Origin of the sequence: Vibrio sp. MOR3 (assembly GCF_001557775.1) — a bacterium.
GTDB classification, from domain to species: Bacteria; Pseudomonadota; Gammaproteobacteria; order Enterobacterales; family Vibrionaceae; genus Vibrio; species Vibrio jasicida.
Genome location: NZ_LNRD01000004.1, coordinates 332,523 through 355,833 on the forward strand (window position 1 = coordinate 332,523; position 23,311 = coordinate 355,833).

The 23,311-nt window shown below is 46.6% G+C and carries 20 protein-coding genes; 16 read left to right on the plus strand and 4 right to left on the minus strand.

Annotated elements, in window-relative coordinates:
- Nucleotides 1-106 precede the first annotated feature (106 nt).
- Nucleotides 107-697, plus strand: a complete 591-nt coding sequence (locus ATB76_RS11290) for a TetR/AcrR family transcriptional regulator (protein WP_061035275.1) — start codon at nucleotides 107-109, stop codon at nucleotides 695-697.
- Between the two features lie 122 nt (nucleotides 698-819).
- The gene (locus tag ATB76_RS11295) at nucleotides 820-1,674 is read left to right on the plus strand and encodes an alpha/beta hydrolase (RefSeq protein ID WP_061035207.1); all 855 of its coding nucleotides are present in this window, start codon (nucleotides 820-822) and stop codon (nucleotides 1,672-1,674) included.
- A 118-nt stretch (nucleotides 1,675-1,792) separates the two neighbouring features.
- Here the strand turns inward: ATB76_RS11295 and ATB76_RS11300 are convergent, their stop codons facing one another.
- Both ATB76_RS11300 and ATB76_RS11305 read right to left on the minus strand, forming a co-directional pair.
- A complete protein-coding gene (locus tag ATB76_RS11300; RefSeq protein WP_061035208.1) occupies nucleotides 1,793-4,333 on the minus strand; it encodes a glycosyl hydrolase family 18 protein in 2,541 nt (846 codons plus the stop codon).
- A 394-nt stretch (nucleotides 4,334-4,727) separates the two neighbouring features.
- Nucleotides 4,728-5,231, minus strand: coding sequence for a DUF2850 domain-containing protein (locus ATB76_RS11305; RefSeq protein ID WP_061035209.1), 504 nt, complete (start codon nucleotides 5,229-5,231; stop codon nucleotides 4,728-4,730).
- A gap of 221 nt (nucleotides 5,232-5,452) precedes the next feature.
- On the opposite strand from ATB76_RS11305, the gene ATB76_RS11310 reads away from it, so the two are divergent.
- Together ATB76_RS11310 and ATB76_RS11315 are read left to right on the plus strand one after the other, a co-directional pair.
- Nucleotides 5,453-5,737 (plus strand): pyrimidine/purine nucleoside phosphorylase, encoded by a 285-nt coding sequence (locus ATB76_RS11310; protein ID WP_005448986.1) that lies wholly within the window; start codon nucleotides 5,453-5,455, stop codon nucleotides 5,735-5,737.
- Between the two features lie 163 nt (nucleotides 5,738-5,900).
- Nucleotides 5,901-6,182 carry a hypothetical protein gene (locus tag ATB76_RS11315; protein ID WP_038869778.1) on the plus strand — a complete coding sequence of 94 codons (282 nt, stop codon included), beginning with the start codon at nucleotides 5,901-5,903 and terminating at the stop codon, nucleotides 6,180-6,182.
- A 20-nt stretch (nucleotides 6,183-6,202) separates the two neighbouring features.
- Here the strand turns inward: ATB76_RS11315 and ATB76_RS11320 are convergent, their stop codons facing one another.
- The gene (locus tag ATB76_RS11320; RefSeq protein WP_038869777.1) at nucleotides 6,203-7,387 is read right to left on the minus strand and encodes a GGDEF domain-containing protein; all 1,185 of its coding nucleotides are present in this window, start codon (nucleotides 7,385-7,387) and stop codon (nucleotides 6,203-6,205) included.
- A gap of 447 nt (nucleotides 7,388-7,834) precedes the next feature.
- Between ATB76_RS11320 and ATB76_RS11325 the strand changes: the two genes are divergently transcribed.
- From ATB76_RS11325 to ATB76_RS11365, 9 genes are all read left to right on the plus strand, one after another.
- Nucleotides 7,835-9,166 carry a carbohydrate porin gene (locus ATB76_RS11325; RefSeq protein WP_038869775.1) on the plus strand — a complete coding sequence of 444 codons (1,332 nt, stop codon included), beginning with the start codon at nucleotides 7,835-7,837 and terminating at the stop codon, nucleotides 9,164-9,166.
- Between the two features lie 415 nt (nucleotides 9,167-9,581).
- Nucleotides 9,582-10,586: a LacI family DNA-binding transcriptional regulator gene (locus ATB76_RS11330; RefSeq protein WP_038880186.1), complete on the plus strand. Its 1,005-nt coding sequence runs from the start codon at nucleotides 9,582-9,584 to the stop codon at nucleotides 10,584-10,586.
- Between the two features lie 22 nt (nucleotides 10,587-10,608).
- Nucleotides 10,609-11,856, plus strand: a complete 1,248-nt coding sequence (locus tag ATB76_RS11335) for an extracellular solute-binding protein (protein ID WP_061035210.1) — start codon at nucleotides 10,609-10,611, stop codon at nucleotides 11,854-11,856.
- 60 nt (nucleotides 11,857-11,916) lie between these two features.
- Nucleotides 11,917-12,906: a sugar ABC transporter permease gene (locus ATB76_RS11340; RefSeq protein ID WP_061035211.1), complete on the plus strand. Its 990-nt coding sequence runs from the start codon at nucleotides 11,917-11,919 to the stop codon at nucleotides 12,904-12,906.
- Between the two features lies 1 nt (nucleotide 12,907).
- Nucleotides 12,908-13,792, plus strand: coding sequence for a carbohydrate ABC transporter permease (locus tag ATB76_RS11345; protein ID WP_005434781.1), 885 nt, complete (start codon nucleotides 12,908-12,910; stop codon nucleotides 13,790-13,792).
- 23 nt (nucleotides 13,793-13,815) lie between these two features.
- On the plus strand, nucleotides 13,816-15,165 hold the full coding sequence (locus ATB76_RS11350; protein ID WP_061035212.1) for a GH1 family beta-glucosidase: 1,350 nt from the start codon (nucleotides 13,816-13,818) through the stop codon (nucleotides 15,163-15,165).
- A complete protein-coding gene (ugpC, locus tag ATB76_RS11355) occupies nucleotides 15,165-16,259 on the plus strand; it encodes a sn-glycerol-3-phosphate ABC transporter ATP-binding protein UgpC (RefSeq protein WP_038869766.1) in 1,095 nt (364 codons plus the stop codon). The genes ATB76_RS11350 and ugpC overlap by 1 nt, the downstream gene beginning before the upstream one ends.
- Nucleotides 16,260-16,393: 134 nt before the next feature.
- Nucleotides 16,394-17,416 carry a substrate-binding domain-containing protein gene (locus ATB76_RS11360; RefSeq protein ID WP_038869764.1) on the plus strand — a complete coding sequence of 341 codons (1,023 nt, stop codon included), beginning with the start codon at nucleotides 16,394-16,396 and terminating at the stop codon, nucleotides 17,414-17,416.
- A 209-nt stretch (nucleotides 17,417-17,625) separates the two neighbouring features.
- Nucleotides 17,626-18,966 carry an MATE family efflux transporter gene (locus ATB76_RS11365; protein ID WP_061035213.1) on the plus strand — a complete coding sequence of 447 codons (1,341 nt, stop codon included), beginning with the start codon at nucleotides 17,626-17,628 and terminating at the stop codon, nucleotides 18,964-18,966.
- A gap of 78 nt (nucleotides 18,967-19,044) precedes the next feature.
- Here the strand turns inward: ATB76_RS11365 and ATB76_RS11370 are convergent, their stop codons facing one another.
- The gene (locus tag ATB76_RS11370) at nucleotides 19,045-20,724 is read right to left on the minus strand and encodes an RluA family pseudouridine synthase (protein WP_061035214.1); all 1,680 of its coding nucleotides are present in this window, start codon (nucleotides 20,722-20,724) and stop codon (nucleotides 19,045-19,047) included.
- 246 nt (nucleotides 20,725-20,970) lie between these two features.
- On the opposite strand from ATB76_RS11370, the gene yidD reads away from it, so the two are divergent.
- The 3 genes from yidD (at nucleotide 20,971) to ATB76_RS11385 (ending at nucleotide 23,274) form a co-directional block, all read left to right on the plus strand.
- On the plus strand, nucleotides 20,971-21,321 hold the full coding sequence (gene yidD / locus ATB76_RS27205; protein ID WP_081094907.1) for a membrane protein insertion efficiency factor YidD: 351 nt from the start codon (nucleotides 20,971-20,973) through the stop codon (nucleotides 21,319-21,321).
- Nucleotides 21,322-21,352: 31 nt separating this feature from the next.
- Nucleotides 21,353-22,327 carry a DUF3137 domain-containing protein gene (locus ATB76_RS11380; RefSeq protein ID WP_061035216.1) on the plus strand — a complete coding sequence of 325 codons (975 nt, stop codon included), beginning with the start codon at nucleotides 21,353-21,355 and terminating at the stop codon, nucleotides 22,325-22,327.
- A gap of 149 nt (nucleotides 22,328-22,476) precedes the next feature.
- Nucleotides 22,477-23,274 carry a Cof-type HAD-IIB family hydrolase gene (locus ATB76_RS11385; protein ID WP_038869755.1) on the plus strand — a complete coding sequence of 266 codons (798 nt, stop codon included), beginning with the start codon at nucleotides 22,477-22,479 and terminating at the stop codon, nucleotides 23,272-23,274.
- Nucleotides 23,275-23,311 lie beyond the last annotated feature (37 nt).

Genomic DNA, 23,311 nt, shown 5'->3' on the forward strand with positions numbered 1-23,311 from the left:
TACTTCTTTCAATGTATTGAGATCGAGGCTGTGTCTGATCATGATGGTTGGTTTGACCAGTAAACTTAATATTGCAAAAAAGTACGGTCGTGCTAAAAATGCAGTTATGACAAAAGGAAAAGTAACCAAAGAACTTATTCTGCAACGTGCATTCCAACTGGCGAGCGAAAATGGATTGGAAAGTCTTACCATTGGTGATTTAGCGAAGCAGTGCGGGATGTCGAAAAGTGGTTTATTTGCTCACTTTAACTCGAAGTTAAATCTTCAGCTGTCAGTATTGGAACACGCCAATCTAGTATTTGCTGAGCGTGTGATTGCGCCTGCACGTGAGTTAGGTGACAGCAATATTGAACGTAAAGTACGTGGCTTACTAGACACTTGGATGACGTGGAACCACTCTTTTCAAGGCAGTTGCATGTTCCTTGATGCTTGGAACGACACCGCAGAAGAAGGTTGTGCATTGCAAGCAGCATTGCGTAAATCAATTGATACTTGGTTGAATTACCTAGAAATTCAGATCAAGAAAGGCAAAGAAAACCAAGAGTTTGTAGCGGACTTAGATACGCGACAAGCGACCTTTGATCTATACGGGCAGTACTTAAGTGCACACGTATTTTACTCGATCAAAGGGGAAGAAGAGAGCCAGAGACTGTTCTGGCAAGGCATCGATAACTTGTTTATTCGGTGGAAGCGCTAGCCCCGCGGTAACGGGCGTAGTAAGAGATTCATAAGAAAGAGCGACACAGAGCGCTCTTTCTTATCAGCATAAAAAGCACGACCGTTCTATTTTGTGCAAGGCTGATAGTTAAGGAAACGATCATGAGTGAGAAAATTTACTTCAATACTTCGCAGAAATTCAGTGTTAAGCGTAGTCTGATCAACATCAGTACGCGTTTGCACTATACGCTCGCACCCTCACACGCAAAAAATACCGCGCGTAAATTGCTGCTTACTCCTGCGCGTACTCAGCCAAAAAACGCTGAGCCACAGGGACTGATCAAAAGTGAAATCCAAGGTCATGCTGGGGCAATTAAAATCTATCAGCTTGGAAGCGGTCCGGTATGGATTCTTACTCACGGTTGGTCTGGAACTGCCAGTCAGTTCTATCCGTTGATGGAGCACATTGCGGCATCTGGTTACACCGCATTAGCATACGACCATCCTGCACATGGTGAGAGTGATGGTCAGTACGGACACATCCCTGCGTTTGTTCGTGGCCTAGAGGATGTATTGGATTCGGTGGAAGACGTAGCAGGTTTAGTTGGGCACAGCATGGGCACTGCGTCGGCGCTGGAATGTCGCCACAGTAAACTAGAGAACAAACCTCTATTGTTGATAGCTCCGGTTCTGAATTATGTAGAAAACCTGTTTGGTAGCATTGCACGCTCAGGATACTCCATGAAGTTATTCAAAGCGGTGGTGTCTGAGGTTGAGGACCAGTTTGGCTATCCACTGCAGTCGATTGACCCAGAAAAGCGTCTAGCAGAGCGCGAAGCAAAAACCATCATTGTTCATGATGAGCAAGACAAGTTCACTAAGCACAGTGTCTCTGCGCAAGCAGCGAGTGAGATGGCACGGGTTGAATTAGTGACGACTCAAGGCCAAGGTCACGGTCGCGTGATGAAGTGTGAAGAGGTGTTCCAGAGTTTCGACCGTTTAATTGAAGCTAGCTGATTATTGAAAAGCACTTAATAGATTCTGTTAGAACAACAAAGGACAGCCGAAGCTGTCCTTTTCTTTTATAACTCTATTGAAAGCGAGTGATGTTGAATCACAACGCTTTTATCAGTGCTTAGTTACAGTTAGCTGGACCAACTTCTTTCCAAACACCCCATTCGCCAGACTTACTAGGATCTTGTCCTTGTGTCCACCACTTCGCTTCCCAAGTCTTACCTGCGTAAGTCACTTGGTCACCGCCAGTGTAAACAGCTGTTGCATCCCATGCGTTAGTACAAGTGCCACCACCTGTGCTGTGCTTAGATACAACAACGGTTGCACTTGCTGAAGATGCTGCTTGGCCATCGCTTACGCTTACAGTGAAGCTTAGGCTAGTGTCTTGCGGGTATTCTGCTGCTGTGAACGTCACTTTCGCACCGTTAACTGTTGCGTTTAGACCTTGAGGTAGCGTCCAATCGAACGTGAGTGTGTCGTTGTCAGCATCGCTAGAAGCGGAAGCGTCAATTACAACCATGTCACCAGCTTTCGCACTTGCAGGTGCAGAGACTTGCGCAACAGGTGCTGTATTTGGTGGATCAATCACGCCAGCAGGCTTAACCGTTACCACAACAAGATCAGAAGCGCTTGCGCCGTCATTGTCTGTCACGGTTAGCTTGAACGTTAGCTGTTCTTCTGCAGTCACTTCTGCTGCATCAAAGCTTGCTGTCGCAGTGTTTGCGCCAGATAGAGCCACTGCTGTTCCTGATACTTGCTCCCAAGCGTAGCTTGCGATTGTGCCATCAGAGTCTGTTGAGTTGCTGCCATCAAGCACAACACTTGCAGGGCCTGTTACTGCTTGGTCCGCACCTGCTGCTGCCGTTGTTTTACGTTTTGGTGGAACAACGACCCCGCCCGCCATACCTTCGTGCATTGCATTCAGGATGTCGCCGTTATCTGCGTCAATTTCCCAAGAGAACAGACCTGCAAGACCTAGCGACTTCGCGTAGTTACCTTTCGCAAGAATAGAGCGGTGGTCATCAAATGTGATCAGCTCACCTGTTGAACGGTTCCACACCCATGGAGCTTCTGCTTGTGCATCGTAGCCGTATTCAAAGCCGTTGATACCAGTATTGTTTGCACCAAGCATGAATGACTTAATGCCTTTGTAGTCAATCACGCCATCTTCCCAGACGCCTTGAGTCGTGCTGCCTTTCAGTTTGCCTGTTGCAGTACCTGTCATTGGGTCATTTGGATCGGTTAGCGTATCAGGTGTTACGCCTTCCCAGCCACGGCCATACATTGCTGTACCTAGTACAAGTTTGTTCGCAGGAACACCTTGAGCTAGAAGAAGTTGGATACCGTTGTCGGCTGTATATGCAGGACCTTTGTACGCTTCACCGTTCTCATCTACACCGCTGCCGTCACACTGACCTGGGCGCATAAATGAACCACAGTAAAGTGCCGTTTGGTGACCAGGTACGTTGTTCCAACCGCCGTAGAAGTCGTAAGTCATTGCGAAGATGTAGTCCATGTACTGAACAGCGTCTGCGTAATCAACATCTTCAATTTTGTCGTAACCTACACCGATTGCAGACGTTAGCTCGTAAGTACGGCCTGTTTCTGCTTCTAGCTCATCCAACATTGCACGTAGTTCACGCATCAATGCGATGTAAGCAGGGCCATCGTTTACTGGGTCACCTTTATCTGCTGCGGCACCGCCACCACCAGGGAATTCCCAGTCGATATCAACACCGTCGTAGAATTTCCATGTTTTTAGGAATTTCTTCACAGATGCGACAAACGTGTCACGGTTGGTCTTGTCAACGAAATCGAAGAATGGGTCAGACAGTGTCCAACCACCGATCGATGGGATGATTTTTAGATCAGGGTTACGTTGCTTCAATGCCATTAACATCGCGTAGTTACCCTTGATCGGCGTGCTGTATTCGTGGCCAGCTTGCGCGAAACTCTTTTGATAAGCTGCCCATGGGTCATGGATAACCACTTCGTAGTCGTTCACACCACGACAAGCGGTTTGCAGTGCGTTGAAGCTATTGCCACCAACCGATTTCACTGATTCATTTGGACCACAAATTGGGATGAAGCCGTAAAGGATGTGAGTCAGGTTGTCGACCGGCATATTATCAACCGTGTAGTCACGGCCATAGATGCCCCACTCAACAAAGTAAGTACCCATGACAACACTTGGGTCGGTGTTGTAGGTTTTGTTGTTCGGGTCAACGTTCATAGTTAGCGGCGGTAAATGAGAACCGTCTGTATCCGCAATCGTAATCTCTACTGGTGCGCTTTTCGCACAACCTGTTGCGTCACACGCTTCGATTTCCATTTGGTACAAACCACCTTGGCCGTATTCAAACGACGCAGTAGTTTGGCTACCAGTGATAGGGCCTGTAGCGACTTGAACTCCATCAAAGTAGATGTTGTAAGTGTCACCAGAAGTACCACTCCACTGGTTAAATTTCACGTTGATCTTAGCTAGCTCATGGTACTTAACCATGTCGTTGTAGCCAGATGTGGTTTCCATTGCCAGTTCAATTTTAGAAAATTGCAGGTTATTAGAACCATACATGTCGATACTTGGTGCTGTTGGAGCCGCATTTGCAGCGCCAGAAAGAGCTAGGGCAACCCCAGCTGCACATAGGTTAAATCGAATCATAACTTCTCTCTCAATCCTTGATTTTATGTTCATTCACGAACACAAGCTGCTCTTGCGACAGAAAAGACAACCGATTCACACACTGTGCAAAAGCATCACATTCAGCATTTCAGAACCTTTTTTTTTTTCAAAAAAAAATAAATCAAGATTCGACTCTGTTACACAAATCTCACTACAAGAAACATTGTTTTGCATAGAAAATACAATATTGAGCCAATAATTTATAAATATTTTGCATGCGTTTAATTAATTATCTACTCAGTCTGGCAGTGTTATTTTGCGAGTGAAATTAAATTTTTATTATGTAACAGAGCAAGTTACGTTAGAAATTGCCAGTAACGGCCCTGTTGAATTTGGGGAAAGATACGTATGATTGATGGGGTCGATAACAAGATTACTTGCGATTGAAGTGCTCGCTCAATGCGGCTCGGCGTTTGGACGCGGCACCAATTTCTGAACCTTGTACGGTGTGCTCGAATCCTTTAAGCACAAAGCGTTGGTCAGGTAGCTTTGGTTCTACGCGACGTATTTGGGGAGAGAGGTGAGAACCAGACAGTTGGTAGGCTGTTTTACCTAGTCCGGTGTTTAGGGTGACAACTTTGCCATCGAACTCAAACTGGGTAGCGACGAGGCGATGGTTGCGAAAGACCCCGCCGGGCGTAAAGGAAAGTTGTTCGGTCTGATAAGGCGGCGCACCAATTTCAATCCATTCGCCATACACTTTATCTGGATCGATATAGTCGAGATAAGAAGCGTAAAGTTGGTAGCCGAGAAAGCTCAACAGCGCGCAGCCAAACGTCGCAAATCCTCCTTTGATGATTCTGAACTGATTACGAGCCCAAAATGAAGGTTGCGGTTCTGGTTTCTTCTGGCGTTTTCGGCGCGGTGTGGTCGTCATGATCCCTGCTTGTTTTCCTTTTTTAATATGGTGAGAAGCTTACGCTGCAAAAACAAACAATCTCGCCTTTGCGACACCTAAACTATGATCTGATGTCCACTTTTACATTCCGAAACACAGTTATTGAGTATTCGATAGCTCAAAAAAGGTCAATTTAGAGACTTGAGTCGTAAACCGAAACAGGGTAAAAAAGAGCTGATTTTTGATAAGGAAACCAAAGAATGAGTATTAAGGAAAACAGTTATTTTGCTGGTGGCGTAAAGTCACTGGGTTTTAGCCAACAAGGACAGGATGTCAGTGTCGGTGTGATGTTGCCAGGTGAATACACGTTTGGTACACAAGCTCCTGAACGTATGAGTGTCGTCAAAGGTGCACTGATCGTAAAGAAAGCTGGAGAGGTTGATTGGGTGACTTACAACAGCGGTGAGTTTTTTGAAGTCGAAGGTAACTCATCATTTGAGCTTCAAGTTAAAGACGCAACGGCTTACCTATGTGAGTACTTATAAGCACAGCGCCATCTCTGACAAGTGATTGAAGACTGATTTATATAGAAGCTACCTGCGGGTGGCTTTTTTTATGCATGTTATTCAGATACAACGGTTTTTGGCAATAAAGCGTTAATTATGTATATACTTAAAACAGGTGCACCCATCGACCAAGGAGGATGAGATGGCAGTACAACCTAAACATTCCGATCTTCCTCCTCGCTATGAGGCAACGGATTTTACTAATGAGCAACGTCACCGCTTTACTAAGGTGGCCAACGCGGCTCAAAAACGACGTGCTTTCTATAAGCGAGCGATTGAGAAAAGCCTTGTCGGCAAAATGAAAGAGCGAGCGCTCAAACCTGTTCTTGTCCCACGAGATGATAAACCAAGCAAAATCGGCCAAGTGATCTGGCTTGTCACGTTTTTACTTGTTGGCTTATGGGCCATGTATATGTACGCCTAACTTAGGCTCTACAGTTTGGTTTATAAGCTGGCGTCACGCTGCAATGAAGTCACATTTCCCATTGCGCCAACCAACGAGTGTCTTTGATGACGCAACTCTTCTGCATGTGAGCAATGCTCGTAATATGCGTACTGGTTTTTGCCAGTGTGCTTCGCAGCGTACATAGCTTTGTCTGCGCAACGAGTCAGTTCAGATAAATCTGTTGCATCTTGGCCGTAAATGGCCGCTCCCACACTCATGGTTAACTCATTGATGTTGTCGTCCGTTTGATAGCCTTTTTGGAACAGGTTGACGATACGCTCCAAAATATTGTCTAGGTCTTTCTTACCGCGCACGTCGTAAAGCATTAAGACAAACTCGTCACCAGCAAAGCGAGCAATCGAGTAGTCATGCTTGTCCGTTTTTCTGTCTTTATTACGAATGTTGTTTTTTAAGCGAGTCGCAAAGTGCTTTAACACACGGTCGCCGACATCGTGTCCGTAGTTGTCGTTAATGTGCTTGAAGTTATCGATATCTAAAAAGACTAAAGCCGTGACACTTTTGGTCTCAACTTGTTCCAACTCTTCTAACTTGGCACGTGCCCAAGTTTCAAAACTCCAACGGTTGGCTAATCCTGTTAACTGGTCGAGATAGGCGAGTTCTTCAATCCCTTCGCGATAAAGGGTCTGAATGTAGTTCACGACTTTAGAGTAATAGTAAGAAAAGGTATGACAAACAAAGCAGATCGCCACCAGCGTAAACATAAATCGGCGCTCGGTCATGTCACTGGCGGTGGGTACACTCTCTAAAAAGGTTAAACCGAAAAAGATGATGAGGGAGTACGTCACGCTAAACAGCAGACCGACTTTGAATTCGTTGATCAAGATAATGGCGGCCACTATCGGGTAGAGCCAAAGCAGTCGACCTGAAGGGGCGTCGTTATAAAGCAGTAGCAACAGTCCATCAAACATCAATACGCCTGTGAGCAACAGATCGGCGTATTGGTGGTGACCACGGACTTTGATCAGATAGCTGATGGTTAAGCATGCCAAAGCACATAAACCAATGAGTAAACTGAGCCCCCAATTTCCTTCAAGGTAGTGTAGGACAGAGCCATAGGTTAGAAATGCAGTGGCGATGCTAGAACAGAGAAAAACTATCTTCTTTTTTCTTGTCGATCGGATATCCGCCATTTCTTCTAGGCGTGCTCCGGCCAATTTCGACATTGTGTATCCCTACTTTAGACTTACTTAATGCCTATTCTAGGTCGTAATTAAGTAGTACATGGAATAGCAAAGCCATTAATTGTGATATGAAGCATGTTTGTTATTTACGTGACTTGTTGAATTTGTAAGAAATTTACGAAGTATGAAATGTTTCATGATTATGAAATGTTTCATGTCATCATGAGTGGATTGCTCTTATTTTGCACAAATTAACGTGATAGAAATTAAACAATCCTGTGAAATGAAAGCGATTTCAAAATGTAAAATCTAACAAGCACCATTTTAACTGTCTGATTTTACTCGCTAATAAATATTTTGAGTTTCACGCGTTGTTTCATGTCATTTTGAACACGATGGCCATGTGAAGCCGTAGCGGCTTTTCAAACGTTTCATTCCTTAAGATCCCTATTGAAATAATTACACCTACTAAAAACTTAGGGAAATCACATGAAAAACTTAAAGGTTTTACCTCTCGCGCTTGCAGTGGCCGCTTCGCTTGCTTCTCTCTCTACTTTTGCTGCCGATTCTGATGTAGAAGCTCTGGAAAAACGCATTCAAGAACTGGAGAATCGCATCGATCCTAATTATGTTGATGATCAACAACCGGCTGTACTGACTCCGGATATTGAGATTCCTTATGGTGTTGTCTTCTCCGGCTATGCTCGCTACGGCGCACATTATCAAGCTGGCGACCAGAAATACGTCATGGTTGATGGTTCATTTAATGGGTCATCAGCAATTGGTCGATTAGGTAACGAAGGCAACGGCGGTGAATTCCAGTTAGCGAAAGCGTTCAAGAATGACAGCGGTGCGATCTGGGATGTGGTTGTGATGTTCGATCACTGGGGTGATGAAGTAAACCTGAAAAAGGCTTACGCAGGGGTAACGAATGTTTTCGAAAGCCAGCCGAATGCTTACATTTGGGCGGGTCGTGATTTCCATCAACGTCCACAACAAGGCATCAATGACTACTTTTGGATGATGCATGATGGTCAAGGTGGTGGTATCAATAACCTTGAGCTTGGCTCTGTGAAGCTGGATTTCGGTGTGGTTGCAGCGGTAGAAAATTGTAGCCCAGAAATTGTCGATCCAGGTTCAAACCCTTCTATCTCATGTACGGGTGGTGCAGGAACGGGTGACAGCGGCGCATACGCTTTCACTTCTAAATTGCATGGTATCGACATGGGTTTTGCAGATCTAGAGTTGTACGCAAACTACGGCTTTGATTCCGAAGCGATTGATAGCTCTGAGCACATAGACGCGTACCAATTGGGTGCGGTGATTTCTCGTGCACACGATAGTGGTTCAAACCGTTTAGTATTGCGTTATTCAGACAATGCCGATAACGGCGTATTCTGGAAAACAGAAGATCTCACTACGATTTATGCAAGTTTCGAAGGTAATGCCGATCTCGGTGAAAAAGCCGCGATTGAATACCTATTGGCTTACCACGATTATTCCGTTGATGGTTCAAGTGCGGTGGAAGATGAGCGCACCAACTACAGTGCTATCGTACGCCCGATGTACTTTTGGAACGATGCACACTCTACGTGGTTAGAAGCAGGCTACCAGATGGTAGACTACGCACGTGCTGACGATGACAACACAGGTTGGAAAGTCACCCTATCACAAAACATCTCGTTTGATTGGGGCGCTGGTGCTCGACCAATGCTGCGCTTCTACGCAACAGTCGGTGAGGTGGACAACAAAGCGACTGGCATCAACGATCCTAAGCAAGATACGGTTAGCCTAGGTGCGATGTGGGAAGCTTGGTGGTAAGCCATCTCAAACTACACTCTTAACTCTCTCTATTTTGTCATGGCGCTCATTGCAGCCAGTTGAGTGCCAAACTGTCCATTCTTAACCCTATTTTGAGCCGCATTTGCGGCTCTTTTTTTTCTTACTCGCCGTTTTTGATTCATGGATCGATATTAAAGAGTTGTGAAATCAATGCCTTTGCTTGGTTTCATTTGAGCGTGAAATAACCATTTCATGAAACGGTTTCATGAAATGAAAGCAAACTGCCACGCGCCTCATTCTTTCAAACATTGCCCGAATTTAAAGGGATTTCGGTGTGATTTCTCTCACGATAACACCTCAGTGAATCCGAAATACTAGCTGCCATGAAAGCGGTTTCGAGGAGCTTGTCTCGAAGCAAGATTGAATCTTGAGGTTCAAGTGGAAGAGGTTTCTTGTGGCGACGATTAAAGATGTATCTGAATACGCTGGTGTTTCTCAGGCTACGGTTTCTCGTGTGATCAACGGCACCAGCCGAGTGAGTCATGATAAAAAGCTGAAAGTCGAAAAAGCGATTCAAACACTTGGCTATCGTCCTAATTCTATTGCGCAGGCATTGGCATCAAGCCGTACGGGCAGCATTGGCATCATAGTGCCGGAGCTTGGTGGTCCATTTTACTCTGGCATCTTACACAGCATGGAAGAGCGTCTACGTCGTTTTGGCTACCACGTGATTGTTACAGCGGGTTCTAACTCAGAACAAAGTCAGCGTGAATCGGTGGAGTTTCTGCTTGGTCGACGCGTTGATGCCATGATTTTGCACGCACAAAACCTAACAGATGATTATTTAATCGATCTTAAAGAAAAAGGTATGCCGGTGGTGTTAGTTAACCGCTTCATCCCTGAAATGGCACAAAGCTGTATTGAGATCGACAACGAATTTGGTGGCCAGTTGGCGACCGAATACTTGTTGCGTATGGGGCATCGTAACATAGCGTGTATCACCGGCCCTCTGGACAAGTCCGATGCACGGGGGCGTCTACAAGGTTACCGCAAGGCTCTTGAAGAAGCGGGAATTGAGTATGACGAAGCATTGGTCTCAGAGGCCGGTTTTACCGAAGAGTCTGGGGAAAGCGCAATGCGCAAGTTGTTGAAGCGCGATTGTCATTTTACTGCCGTATTTGCTTGTAATGATCACATGGCCTTTGGTGCTTATGAAGTGCTTAAAGCCCATGGCGTTGATGTTCCTGAGCAAGTATCTCTGGTTGGATTTGATGACATTTTGTTTGCGCGCTACCTCACGCCAGCCCTTACCACAGTTAACTTCCCTATTGAGCAAATGAGTGCTGAAGCTGTCCAGCTCGTGATTCAAATCCTCAATAAAAACAAACGAGATGTGAACTTCAAATTATCACCGGCCTTAGTGCCAAGAAGTTCGGTCAAGGAACTGCATACCCTATAAAACGATAATTAAGGACAACAACATGAAACTGAAAACTTTGACGCTTGCGATGACCGCTGCATTGGGTGTGGCTGCGACGGTAAACGCAGCTGATGAATCCAAAATTCGCTTTGATGGCTTCCCAGATTTCGACAGCAGTTTGAAAGTGCTGCTACCGGATTTCGAGAAAGAAACAGGGATTAAGGTTGATTACCTGATGAATAACCACGGTGATCACCATACAAAGCTAACAACCAACCTAGCAACGGGCTCTGGTGCGGGTGATGTGATTGTTGTTGATGTAGAAAAAATAGGCCCATTTGTGGCATCGGGTGGTTTGGTTAACCTGTCTGAAAAATACGGCGCTGATAAATATGCAGAGAGCTTCGCACCTTATGCATGGGCGCAAGGTAAAGGCGCAGACGGTGATGTGTACGGTATGCCTGTCGACCTTGGTCCAGGTGTGATGTATTACCGCACTGACATTTTTGAAAAAGCGGGTATTGATATCAATGAGGCAATCAAAGATTGGGATTCTTACATTGCAGCAGGTGAAAAACTTAAACAACAGAATGTTCAATTGATTGCTTCTGCAGCAGATGTGGCGCAAGCGATCATCTTCACCACAGTACCCGAGGGGGAAGGTCTTTACTTTGATAAAGACGGCAACCCAGTAGTGACGTCAGAGCGCTTTGTTCACGCTTTTGAAGTAGCGAAAGAGATCCGTGATAAAGGCTTGGACGGTCGCATTCTTGCGTGGTCAAACGAATGGTACGAAGGCTTCCGTAACGGCACATTTGCAACACAGCTTTCTGGTGCTTGGCTACTTGGTCACCTAAACAACTGGATTGCGCCAGAAACAGCAGGCAGCTGGGGCGTATCTAACCTTCCTGATGGTATTTACGGAAGCTGGGGCGGCTCATTCCTATCGATTCCTACGCAATCTAAGCACCAAGATGACGCTTGGAAGCTGATCGAATACATGACAACTAAGCGTGAGATTCAACTTAAACACTTCGACACTATTGCAGCGTTCCCTGCAAATACCACAACTTACGACGACCCTATGTTTGAAGAGAAAATTGAATTCTTAGGTGGTCAGCAGGCGCGCTTACTGTTTGCAGAAGTAGCACAAAACATCAAACCAGTGGCACCAGCTAAAGGCGACCACGTTGCTCGCTCTATCATCCTAGAAAACGCACTGATGGAAGTGTTGGATGAAGGCAAAGACATTGAAACGGCATTGAAAGAAGCGGAACGCATGATTAAGCGCCGCACCCGTAATTTGTAAGCAATTCGCCATTTGGTAAGCAAGGAGGGCGACGTGCCCTCCTGATTAGAGGTCGTTACTATGAATCATGCAGCGAGCAAGGTTATGGAAACATCAGAGCGTGAGAGCATTTTTTCTCGTCTAAGTTTGAAAGCGCTTACACCGTATGGATTCCTACTGCCGTTTTTGATTATTTTTTCTGTTTTCGGGATCTTCCCGTTACTGTTTTCTATTTTTCTTTCTTTCCATGAGTGGAACCCAGTTGAAGGCTTGGGGGCGATGGATTATGTGGGTTTTGAGAATTACCACATTGCACTGACCGACCCGTGGCTTTGGCGTTCATTAAAGAACACACTCTGGCTAGCTGTAACTTCTGGTGTCGCGCAACACTTGGTGGCATTGCCTGTTGCGTACATCTTGGTGTCGCTAGGAGATCGCTTCCGTCACTGGTTAACGTCGGCTTACTTCCTACCGTTCATCACATCTACGGTGGCAGCGTCGCTTATCTTCTTCAACATGTACTCACCAAACTCAGGGATCATCAACCAAAGCTTAATGGCGCTGGCGGACAGCACGCTTTTTGGTTGGGCATTTTCTTGGGTTAACGATTTCCAACCAATCCGTTGGTTAGATGATGCCACCATGGTTAAGCCTTCTATCGCCATCATGGTGTTCTGGAAATACACCGGTTTCAACATCGTGCTTTACACCACGGGCTTGATGACGATTCCTAAAGACATCTTAGAAGCGGCACGCATGGACGGTGCAAACGCATGGCGTCGTTTCTGGAGCATTTCGCTGCCAATGATTCGTCCATTCATCTTCTTTGCGGTCACCATGACCATCATCGGTAACTTGCAGCTGTTCGAAGAACCTTTCGTCCTAACGCGCGGTACGGGTGGTACAGGTCAGTCTGGTTTAACCATCTCTATGTACCTCTACAAAGTGGGTTGGGAATGGTTAGAGATGGGCACAGCGTCAGCGATTTCATGGCTGCTGTTTACCTTGATTGCAGGCTGTACAGCAATTCAATTCTTCTTCTTCGGTAAGAAAGGTCTAGGGGAGCAATAAGATGAACACTACTACCTTACCTGCGGCGCAGCGTTGGCGTCCAAGCGACCGCAGCATCGAGATCTTTACCAAGATACTGATGGTGATGCTCGGCACTGTGTTGGTGGTGTCTGCCATCATGACCGTATTCCCGTTCATTTGGTCGGCGTTGCTATCGACGCGTGACCGTACTGAAATCTTCGGCACAGGCATCAGCTTTGCGATTGGTGACAGCCTCGCGGTGAACTACGCAAAGCTACTGGAAATCATGCCGTTTTGGCAGGCGATGTTTAACTCCATCTACATTGCTTTCTTAGGCACCACGATTTCACTGCTGTTTTGTAGCATGGGCGGTTACGCGTTTGCTGTGTACAAGTTCAAGGGCAAAAACTTGCTGTTTGGCATGTTAGTTGGCTCGATGATGATTCCACCTGTACTGAGCTTGATCCCGTACTTCATGATCGTGAAATTCCTTGGCTTGCTCGATAACCACCTTGCCGTTTGGTTACCGTTCACGACAACGCCATTTGGCATCTTCTTGATGCGCCAACACGTCGTGGCATCGATTCCTAAAGAGCTGTTAGAAGCGGCGAAGTTAGATGGCGCAGGTGAATTCCGTACTTACTGGAGCGTGGTATTGCCACTGATGAAACCGGCGCTCGCAACCCTAGCAATCGTGCAGTTTGTCTTCTTCTGGAACATGTTTATGCAGCCACTTGTGGTACTGACAACGCCAGAAAATTACGTGATTACGCAGGCACTGCGAAGTGTGCAGGGCATTCCGAATACGCCGTGGGGAGCGGTGATGCTCGGAACGACCATCTCCATTTTACCGTTAGTGATTACTTACTTATTTGCCTCAAAACAGATGATCAGCGGCTTGACCTCTGGTGCCGTCAAGGGCTAAGCGAAATAAAAGGTTTTATAACAATGAATAAATTCCAATTACCACAAGATTCTAAACTACGCAGCCCAGAGTTCTTATTCGGTGTCGCAACTTCTTCTTATCAAATTGAAGGTGGCGCACAACTGGGTGGGCGTACGCCTTCAATCTGGGACACCTTTTGCGATAAGCCAGGTGCTGTCGATAACGCAGACAATGGCGACGTGGCGTGTGACCATTTCCATCTTTGGAAGCAAGACATTGAAATGATTCAAGGGTTAGGCGTGGGTGCATACCGCCTTTCAATGGCGTGGCCGCGCATCATCCCTGAAGATGGCAAAGTGAATGAAGAAGGTTTGAAGTTTTACGAGCAAATCATCGATGAGTGTCACGCTCGTGGTTTGAAGGTTTTCGTTACCCTTTACCACTGGGATCTACCGCAATACCTAGAAGACAAAGGTGGTTGGTTAAACCGAGAAACGGCTTACAAGTTTGAGGAATACGCGAAGGTAGTTAGTGCTTACTTCGGTGATAAGATCGATTCATACGCGACATTGAACGAACCATTCTGCTCTGCTTATCTTGGCTACCGTTGGGGGGAACATGCTCCTGGTCTTAAGGGCGAGCGTGAAGGTTTCTTGTCTGCGCACCACTTGATGCTGGCACATGGTCTGGCGATTCCACACATGCGCAAGAACGCACCAAATGCGATGCACGGTTGTGTGTTCAACGCGACACCCGCTTACCCGTATAGCGATGCAGACATTGGTGCGGCAGAGTACAGCGATGCGGAAGGTTACCACTGGTTTATGGACCCAGTATTAAAAGGGGAATATCCGCAGCTTGTCTTGGAGCGCCAATCGCACAACATGCCAATGATTCTGGAAGGCGACCTCGACATAATCCAGACCGATTTGGACTTTATCGGCATTAACTTCTACACCCGTTGTGTCGTGCGCTACAACGAAAATGGCGATATTGAAACGGTACCTCAACCAGAGCAAGAGCACACATTCATTGGTTGGGAGATTCACCCTCAAGCACTGACGGATTTACTCCTGCGTTTGAATGACCGTTACCTGAACCTACCACCACTTTACATCACTGAAAACGGCGCGGCTGGCGATGACCATTGCATTGACGGCGAAGTGAATGATGAGCAACGTGTGCGTTACTTCCAGCAGCACCTAGAAGCGCTAGATGCAGCTATTAAAGCGGGTGTGAATGTCGATGGTTACTTCGCTTGGAGCCTAATGGATAACTTTGAGTGGGCTTATGGCTATAAGCAGCGCTTTGGCATTGTTCACGTGGATTACCAAACGCAAAAACGCACCTTAAAAGCGAGCGCAATTGCTTATCGCAACATGCTGCTAGATCGAGCAGAGGAGAACCAGTAATGGCAAAAGTCGAATTCAAAAACATCAAGAAATCCTACGATGATGTTGAGGTTGTGAAACACTTCGACTTCACGGTTCAAGATGGCGAGTTTGTGGTTTTTCTCGGTCCTTCGGGCTGTGGTAAGTCGACTACATTACGTATGCTTGCGGGGTTGGAAAGCATCACTGGCGGTGAGATTTACGTCGGTGACAAATTGATGAACAAAGTCGATGCCAAAGACCGTGACCTTGCGATGGTGTTCCAAAGTTATGCACTGTACCCACATATGACGGTTTACGAGAACATCGCTTTTGCCCTTAAGCTAAAAGGGATGCCAAAAGACCAAATCGATGTCGAAGTACGCAAAGCGGCGAAAATGCTTGAGCTTGACGCGTTATTAGAACGTAAGCCAAAAGAGCTGTCTGGTGGTCAACGTCAACGCGTGGCAATGGGGCGTGCAATGGTACGTACGCCAAAAGTATTCCTGTTTGATGAGCCGTTGTCGAACCTAGATGCCAAGTTACGTGGCGTCATGCGTGAAGAGATCAAACACCTTCACCGTGAACTGAAGACCACTACCATTTACGTGACACATGATCAGATTGAAGCCATGACATTGGCGGATCGCATCGTGATTCTAAAAGATGGTTATGTGGCTCAGGTCGGTACACCAACAGAAGTGTTCCAACGCCCGGCAAACAAATTTGTGGCTCAGTTTATTGGTAACCCATCAATGAACATGCTGGATGCGAAGCTAGTGGGTGAGGAAGGCAACTGGGAAGTGGAATTGGGCGAGGTTCGTATTCCGTTGCCAGAACGTTTTAAAGCGCATGCGTCTAAGAACTTAGCTTTGCACTTTGGTGTTCGTCCAACGGATATCCATCTGCGTGCAGAACAGGTCGATCACGATCGCGTACTGCCATTCCCTGTCAAAATTAAAGACAAGGAGCTACTAGGCGCCAGCATTCTATTGAAGACTGAAATCGCGGGCCAGCCTTTGATGGTGGAAACTCAAGCCGCAGAAGTGGATGTGGACACACTCACACTTTACTTAGATTTGGATGCTATTCATCTATTTGATGCGCTGAGTGAAAACTCGCTCGCAACATTCTAAATCCCCGATATGAAAGCCAGTGCGCGTTTGCGTACTGGCGACTTATCTAGTTCTCATTTCCCTTATCAAAACGTTGTCGCGCTCCCCGTCGCAACTTATATTTTTATTATTAGCTTGCTGGGAAAATTCCTACAATGAAAAAAAATAAAAAAGCGGCATCCATTTATGATGTGGCAAAGTTGGCGGGGGTTTCCCCGAGTACCGTTTCACGTTTCCTCAATCGCACGACGTATGTCTCTGACGAGAAAAGTCAGAATATTGAAAAGGCGATCAAATCACTCGGTTACAAACCGAACTATCAAATGGGACAGGGCACCAATACGCGTTCAATGACGATAGGTGTGCTGATCCAGCATCCTGAAAGTCCACACTCCAGTCGTATCTTGAATGACATGGAAAAGGGGCTCAATGCTCAGGGGTATTCACTTGTGATTGCTACAGGGCATTGGCAGCGTTCACTGGAATCTCATGCTTTGGAGTATTTGGCAAAGAGTAATGTAGACGGTGTAATCATCGTGACGGGCAGTTTAACGGAAGAGCAGATTCTCGATTATGCCCAGCGAATTCCCGTCGTTGCTGTTGGATATGACGTGATAGGTGACAAGGTTCGATCGATAAATATAGATAATGTATTGGGCGGATACATGGCGACGCTGCATCTAATGCAACAGGGCCATGTGAATATCGCCCATATCAAAGGGTTGTTGAATCAACCGGATGCGGTGGCTCGTTTTGTGGGATACAAAAATGCCCTGCAAGAAGCAGGTATTAAAGTGTTGCCAAAATTGGTCAAGCAAGGCGATTTCAGCAGTGAAACCGGTTATGAAAAAACCGTTGAGTTGATTGAATCGAAAGTGCACTTTTCAGCACTGTTTGCTGCCAATGACCAAACGGCCTATGGGGCGATAAAGGCATTGCATGATCATGGTATTCGTGTGCCTCAAGATGTCTCTGTGATTGGTTTTGATGACTTGCCAACTTCGCAATATTTCACACCTGCGCTTACCACAATGCGTCAACCGATTGAAGAAGTTGGTGCAGTTTGTGCTGAGTCCATTCTCAATTTGTTGAGCGGAGATAGGCACGAAGTTCGTCTGCCACCGATTGATCTGATTGTCCGTCAATCGACTGTGTCTAAGTTTCGTTCTCCGAGTTAAAGTGCGTCTCTAATCCATTAGAAAATATTTTGCGAAACAGGCGAAATATCGCTGTATTTGTGACCAAAGTCCGTCTAGAATTCGCGCCTGCATTTTGTTGATTAAATACACAATCAACAAACATAGCCAAATTCTAAGAAGTCTAATTTTTTGAACTGCCTCACAGTTTTCTGTGGGGCAGTTTTAGTTGTAGGAAAGGTCCCAAACACATGCCTAAAAGCCAGAATATCAACCAACGTATGTCCATCGTGGCATTGGCTTGGCCGATACTTGTCGAAATTTTGCTACGGACGGCTTTAGGAACCAGTGACGTATTCATGTTGAGTGGTTACTCAGACAAAGCCGTGTCTGCGGTCGGCGTTATCACTCAATTAACGTTTTTCCTGATCATCGTATCCACCTTTGTCAGTAGTGGCACGGGCATTTTGATTGCGCAATATAACGGTGCAGGGCGTGAAAGAGAGTCGGTCGATGTCGGTGTCGCCAGTGTTGCGTTATCGGTCATTGTTGGTGCGTTCTTAAGTGTACTCGCCGTGATTGGCGCGGTTTTCTTCTTACCGTATTACGGCTTAGAAGCTCAGGTTGAGCAATATGCGCGCGAGTACCTGCTGATCAGCGGTGCGATGACGTTCAACGTCACCATCGGTATCGTCTTTACCACGATTCTGCGTAGCCACGGTTATTCACGCTCGCCAATGGTAGTGAACCTGATTTCTGGTGTGTTCAACATCATCGGTAACTACATTGCACTTTATCAGCCATTTGGCTTGCCTGTTTATGGAGTAGAGGGCGTAGCGGTTGCAACGGTAGTTAGCCAAGTCATTGGTACGTTATTGTTGGGCGTGATTTTGAAACGCAGCAGCATTGAACTGCCGATGTCCGAGGTAAAACAAGTGCCGAAAGACGTGTTCAAGAAGATCTTAAAAATCGGTGGCATGAACGCGGGTGAGGTGCTGTCTTACAACATGGCGCAGATCTGTATCGTGTATTTTGTAGTGCAAATGGGGACGTCATCACTTGCGGCGTTTACTTATGCGCAAAACATCGCGCGTTTCTCGTTCGCCTTTGCGTTGGCCATTGGACAGGCGGCTCAAATTCAGACTGGCTATTACATAGGTAAAGGTTGGGTAACCAGTATTCTGAAACGCGTGCAGATTTATTTCTTAGTTGGCTTTGCTGCATCAACGGCGGCAACGTGTTTGATCTACCTGTTCCACGAAGAGATTTTGAGTGTATTTACCGATCAGCCTGAAATCTTGGCATTGGCAGGCGCATTGGTGATGGGCTCAATCGTGCTAGAAGCGGGCCGCGTGTTTAACCTTATCTTCATCTCGGCACTGAAAGGCGCTGGAGATATCAAGTTCCCAGTACAGATGGGTATTCTGAGCATGTGGGGCTTGGGTGTGGTGTTTTCTTACCTCTTCGGTATTCATTTGGGTTACGGCGTGATTGGTGCTTGGATGGCGATTGCTCTGGATGAATGGGTACGCGGTATCATCATGGCAAGACGCTGGCGCTCTCAAGTGTGGACGAAGTTTAAGGTGAGTTAACCTTATCTCGCTCTAAACGTAAAAAAGGCACTGAAATTCAGAGCCTTTTTGCTATCTATTCTGCATTGATAAGTCGTTTTAAAACTCACACTCTGCTTGGAAACACATACGCTCTTTGCTGTATGGATGGTCTAACTCCAACATCTCAGCGTGCAAATGCAGGCGGTTGGCTTTTTCGCCGTATAAGCCGTCGCCAACCATCGCCATGTTCAAACCCATGTGGTGAGCACTGTGCACACGCAGTTGGTGAGTTCGTCCTGTTTTTGGGTACATGTACACTTTGCTGCGTCCGTCTTTCACTTCAATCAGCTGCCAGTAAGTTTCAGCAGGCTTGCCGTGCTCAAAGCATACTAGCTGACGTGGACGGTCATCCGGATCGCCACGCATCGGGAGCGAAATTTCACCTTCAGGCTCAGTTAATACACCTTCTAACAGCGCCATATAACGCTTTTGTACGCCACGTGTGATGAATTGCTTTTGCAGGCTCTTGTTGGCGCGTTTGGTTAAAGCAAACACTAAAATCCCCGATGTCGCCATATCTAGGCGGTGAATGACGAACGGCCCTTCGACATCTGGGAACATCGCTTGTAGGCGTGTGTATGCCGAATCCTTGATGGTTTTGCCCGGAACGGAAAGCAGACCCGAAGGCTTGTTGACGATCACCATGGCTTCATCTTGGAAGAGAATTTCCAGCTCTTTATCTTCTGCCCAGTTTTCTGCCAATGGGTTTGGTTCCACATCCAAGCCCTGCAGCATGTGGCCCAAAATAGGCTGACATTTACTGTTGCAAGATGGGTAGAACTTCTTATGCTGGCGCACTTCCGACTTCGGCGATACGCCCCACCAAAACTCCGCTAATGCAAGTGGCTGATAACCATGTTTGTATGCGAACTGAAGCAGTTTCGGCGCCGCACACTCACCTGCACCTGCTGGTGGTACTGGATTGGTAGTAGGAGCAAAAATGTCCACCAAATCGCGCTCGGCACTGTGGTTGTCCAAGAAGCGGTATTGCTTATGCAGCTTGTGCTGCAGAGCATTAGACAAGTCTTTGCGCTGATCTTTAAGTTCCGCTAGTTTGCTATCTAGCTTGGCTAAGCGCGCTTCTTTGATGCCCAGCTTTTCGTCCCAAGCCTGTTTGAGGTACTTGAGCACATTCTTCTCAGCCACACTTTGTTTACCCAAATCATCCAGTAGCACTTTCAATTCTGCTGGGTTCAGTGTTTGTTCGCCTTGTTTGCGCTGCTGTTTACGTTCTGCGCGGCCGGCAATCATAACTTGGCGATGGGCATTTTCTTCTTGCTGATACGCTTCACGGTCGGCTTTGATTTCTGCTTTCAGTTGTGCCAGTTCAGGGTTGGCAGCAAAGGCTTTGTATTCCGCGTTCGCAGCATTGATGGCATCTGTCTCACCTCGGAAGAAACCTTCTTCTGTCAGCATGTCGAATACGGGTGGAACAAAACCTGGAAGCAAGTTTTGATCGGCAATCTTGCCTGAGAATGCACTGAAATAACCAAGCACACCTTGCGGGTTACGCACCAGCAAAACACCGAACATCTTGCCACGTCCACTTTGCTCATCCTCAAGACCAAAATCGTGTTCGAAGTCAGTTTGTGTTGTGAGGTGCTGCTGCAATTGCTCGGCAGCCAACACACACAATGGGTGAGGCGTGTAGTAGAACGGAAACGTAAACTGCGCCGGCAAGTCGTAGCCAGAAATGTTCGCAGTAAATCGAGTAAAGCATTGTTCAGGCGAGTGCATGAGAGTGAGTCCGCGCGAAATAAAAATCGAGCACGGATTGTACCTGTTTTGGCTGTGATTGCTATTCGAAGGCGCTCCTGAGCTAGCTGTGTCGGCTTGCCTTTATTTCCTATCTCAATGATTTTCATCGCTTAGAGCGCAGAAATTAGGATTGCGTTTGAAATGATTAATTTGAGTGATGTACTGTTTTGATTGATAGTTGAGAGCATGGTTCTCGAATGACTCATTAGATGCAAAAGGAAAAGCATGTCTAAACTGGTGTTGGCATTGATACGATTTTATCAACGCTATCTTTCCCCACACAAAGGCTTCCGCTGCGCTCATGCGGTGTATTACGGCACGGATTCTTGTTCTGCTGCCATCAGCAAAATGATTCAACGCAAAGGCGTGTTTTCTAGCTATATCAGTGTTCAAGAGCAGTTTACACGCTGTCGACATGCTCATCAGCGTCTTCAAACTAAGGAACCTTCCCGTAATCGCAAGCGGCGTAAGAACAAAGACTCATCTTGTGTAACGGACATGGGATGCAGCTCTTTAGATTGCGTTCCGAGTGACGCTTGTAGCGGTAGCAGCGACTCATCTTGCCATTGTTGGTAATGGACTCAACTCTAAAAATGAAAGGAAAGTGATGACGACAGATCAGCTCAAAACACTGTTTGAAAATGACTTAAGGCACAAGCTCGAACCGCTTGAAGCTTTACGTTTAGAAGCACTGCGTCGACGCAAGTTTCTAGGTTTGGCGGTTCTGGGTTTCTTTGGCACCGTCGTGTTTGACCTCACTACCTCTGCCATGATGTTTGTTCTTTTGGCATTGATGCTCGGCGGTTGGGCGTACTTCAATCAAAAGCACAATCAGTTTCGCATCACCTACAAGCAGCACATCATGCAGAGCTTGTTAGCGCACATTGAGCCCTCACTCACATGGGACCCAAATCGTAAACTTTCCAAAGAAGCCTTCGAGCGCAGTGGTTTGTATTTAGACCGTTGTGATGGTTTCGAGAGTGATGATTTTATTTCAGGCACCATTGGAGAGGCGAAGGTGGTGATGTCTGAGATAGAAGCGTCGAAGCTCATCAGTTCAGGAAGCGATAGTTCGAGTAAGCATCACGTGTTTTTTGCGGGGTTGTTTTGTGAAATAGACGTTCCGATGAATGATGACGTTTGCACCTTTGTTTTGAGTAACCGCGATGGTGGGCCAACGCTTCGTGAAAAGCTGTGGGACCGCTTCTTCAAGATTCAGATAGGTAAAAGAGTGCGAATGGGTCACCCAGAGTTTGACCAACAGTATGAGGTGTACAGCGACGATTTAGACACCGCAAAGCAACTGCTGACGGATGAATTGATCGAGCGTGTGCTGACTTTTCATCGTGAGAGCGAGTTTTCTCGCTTGTCGTTTTCTCAAGTGAACGGAAAGCTCTATATTGCCATTTCGCATTGGAAAGAACTGTTTGAGCCAAAATTGGATGAGCCAGCGGGGGAGTTTGAAGCCGTTGCTGAGATTTATCGCGAACTCGATTTCTTGATTGGCACCATTCACAGTCTGGGGCTGGCCAAACCAATGGTTCAGCCCATGGCGGAATCTAGTACCTTGGCTACCGCCTAATTTCCTCATTATCTCAAGCTGATTCCTGAATGATACCCTATCATTTCAGCTTGAGATTCACCCAATATCCTGTACCTTACCAAGACTATTTTTTGCAGCCTGCTTTCATTCGATGAGTGACCTGCGCTGCTTTATTTGAGTTTAAGTTCATGTCACAAGCTAGCATCAAATTTATTGCCACCGATATGGATGGCACCTTACTTGACCAATACGGTCGTTTAGACCCTGAGTTCTTTGATCTGTTTTTGCAGCTAGAAGAGAAGGGCATTCTATTCTCGGCGGCATCGGGGCGTCAGTACTACAGTTTGCGCGATACGTTTGCACCGATTCAAGACCGTATGATTTATGTGGCGGAAAACGGCACCTTGGTGATGTACCAAGATAAAGAGCTATACAGCTGCACCATTCCAAAAACAGAAATTGATGCGATCATCCAAGCGGCTCGTGAGATTGAAGGTACGCACCTAGTGCTGTGTGGTAAGCGTTCGGCTTACATTGAAACTAAAGATCCTAAAGCGTTGGAAGAGTTCCAGAAGTACTACCATCGCTGTGAATACGTGCCAGATCTACTGGCCGTTGACGATGAGTTTATCAAGGTAGCGATTTGTCACTTTGGTGGTTCTGAAGAGTTGGTTTTCCCAACCATGAGTGCGAAGTTTGGTCACAGTCATCAAGTTGTGGTGAGCGCGAAGATTTGGCTAGACGTGATGAATGCAGAAGCATCAAAAGGCGCGGCGATCAAACACCTTCAAGATACCATGGGGTTTGGTCCAGAAGAGACCATGACGTTTGGTGATTACCTGAATGACCTAGAGATGCTGCAAGTGAGCGAGCATTCCTACGCGATGGAAAACGCGCACGAAGCGGTGAAGAAAATCGCACGTTTCTCCGCACCAAGCAATCGTGACTCGGGCGTAATGAAAGTGATCAAAGAGAAAGTGCTTTAATCTCTGCCTCGCCAGTTTCGAACATAAAAAGCCCCGC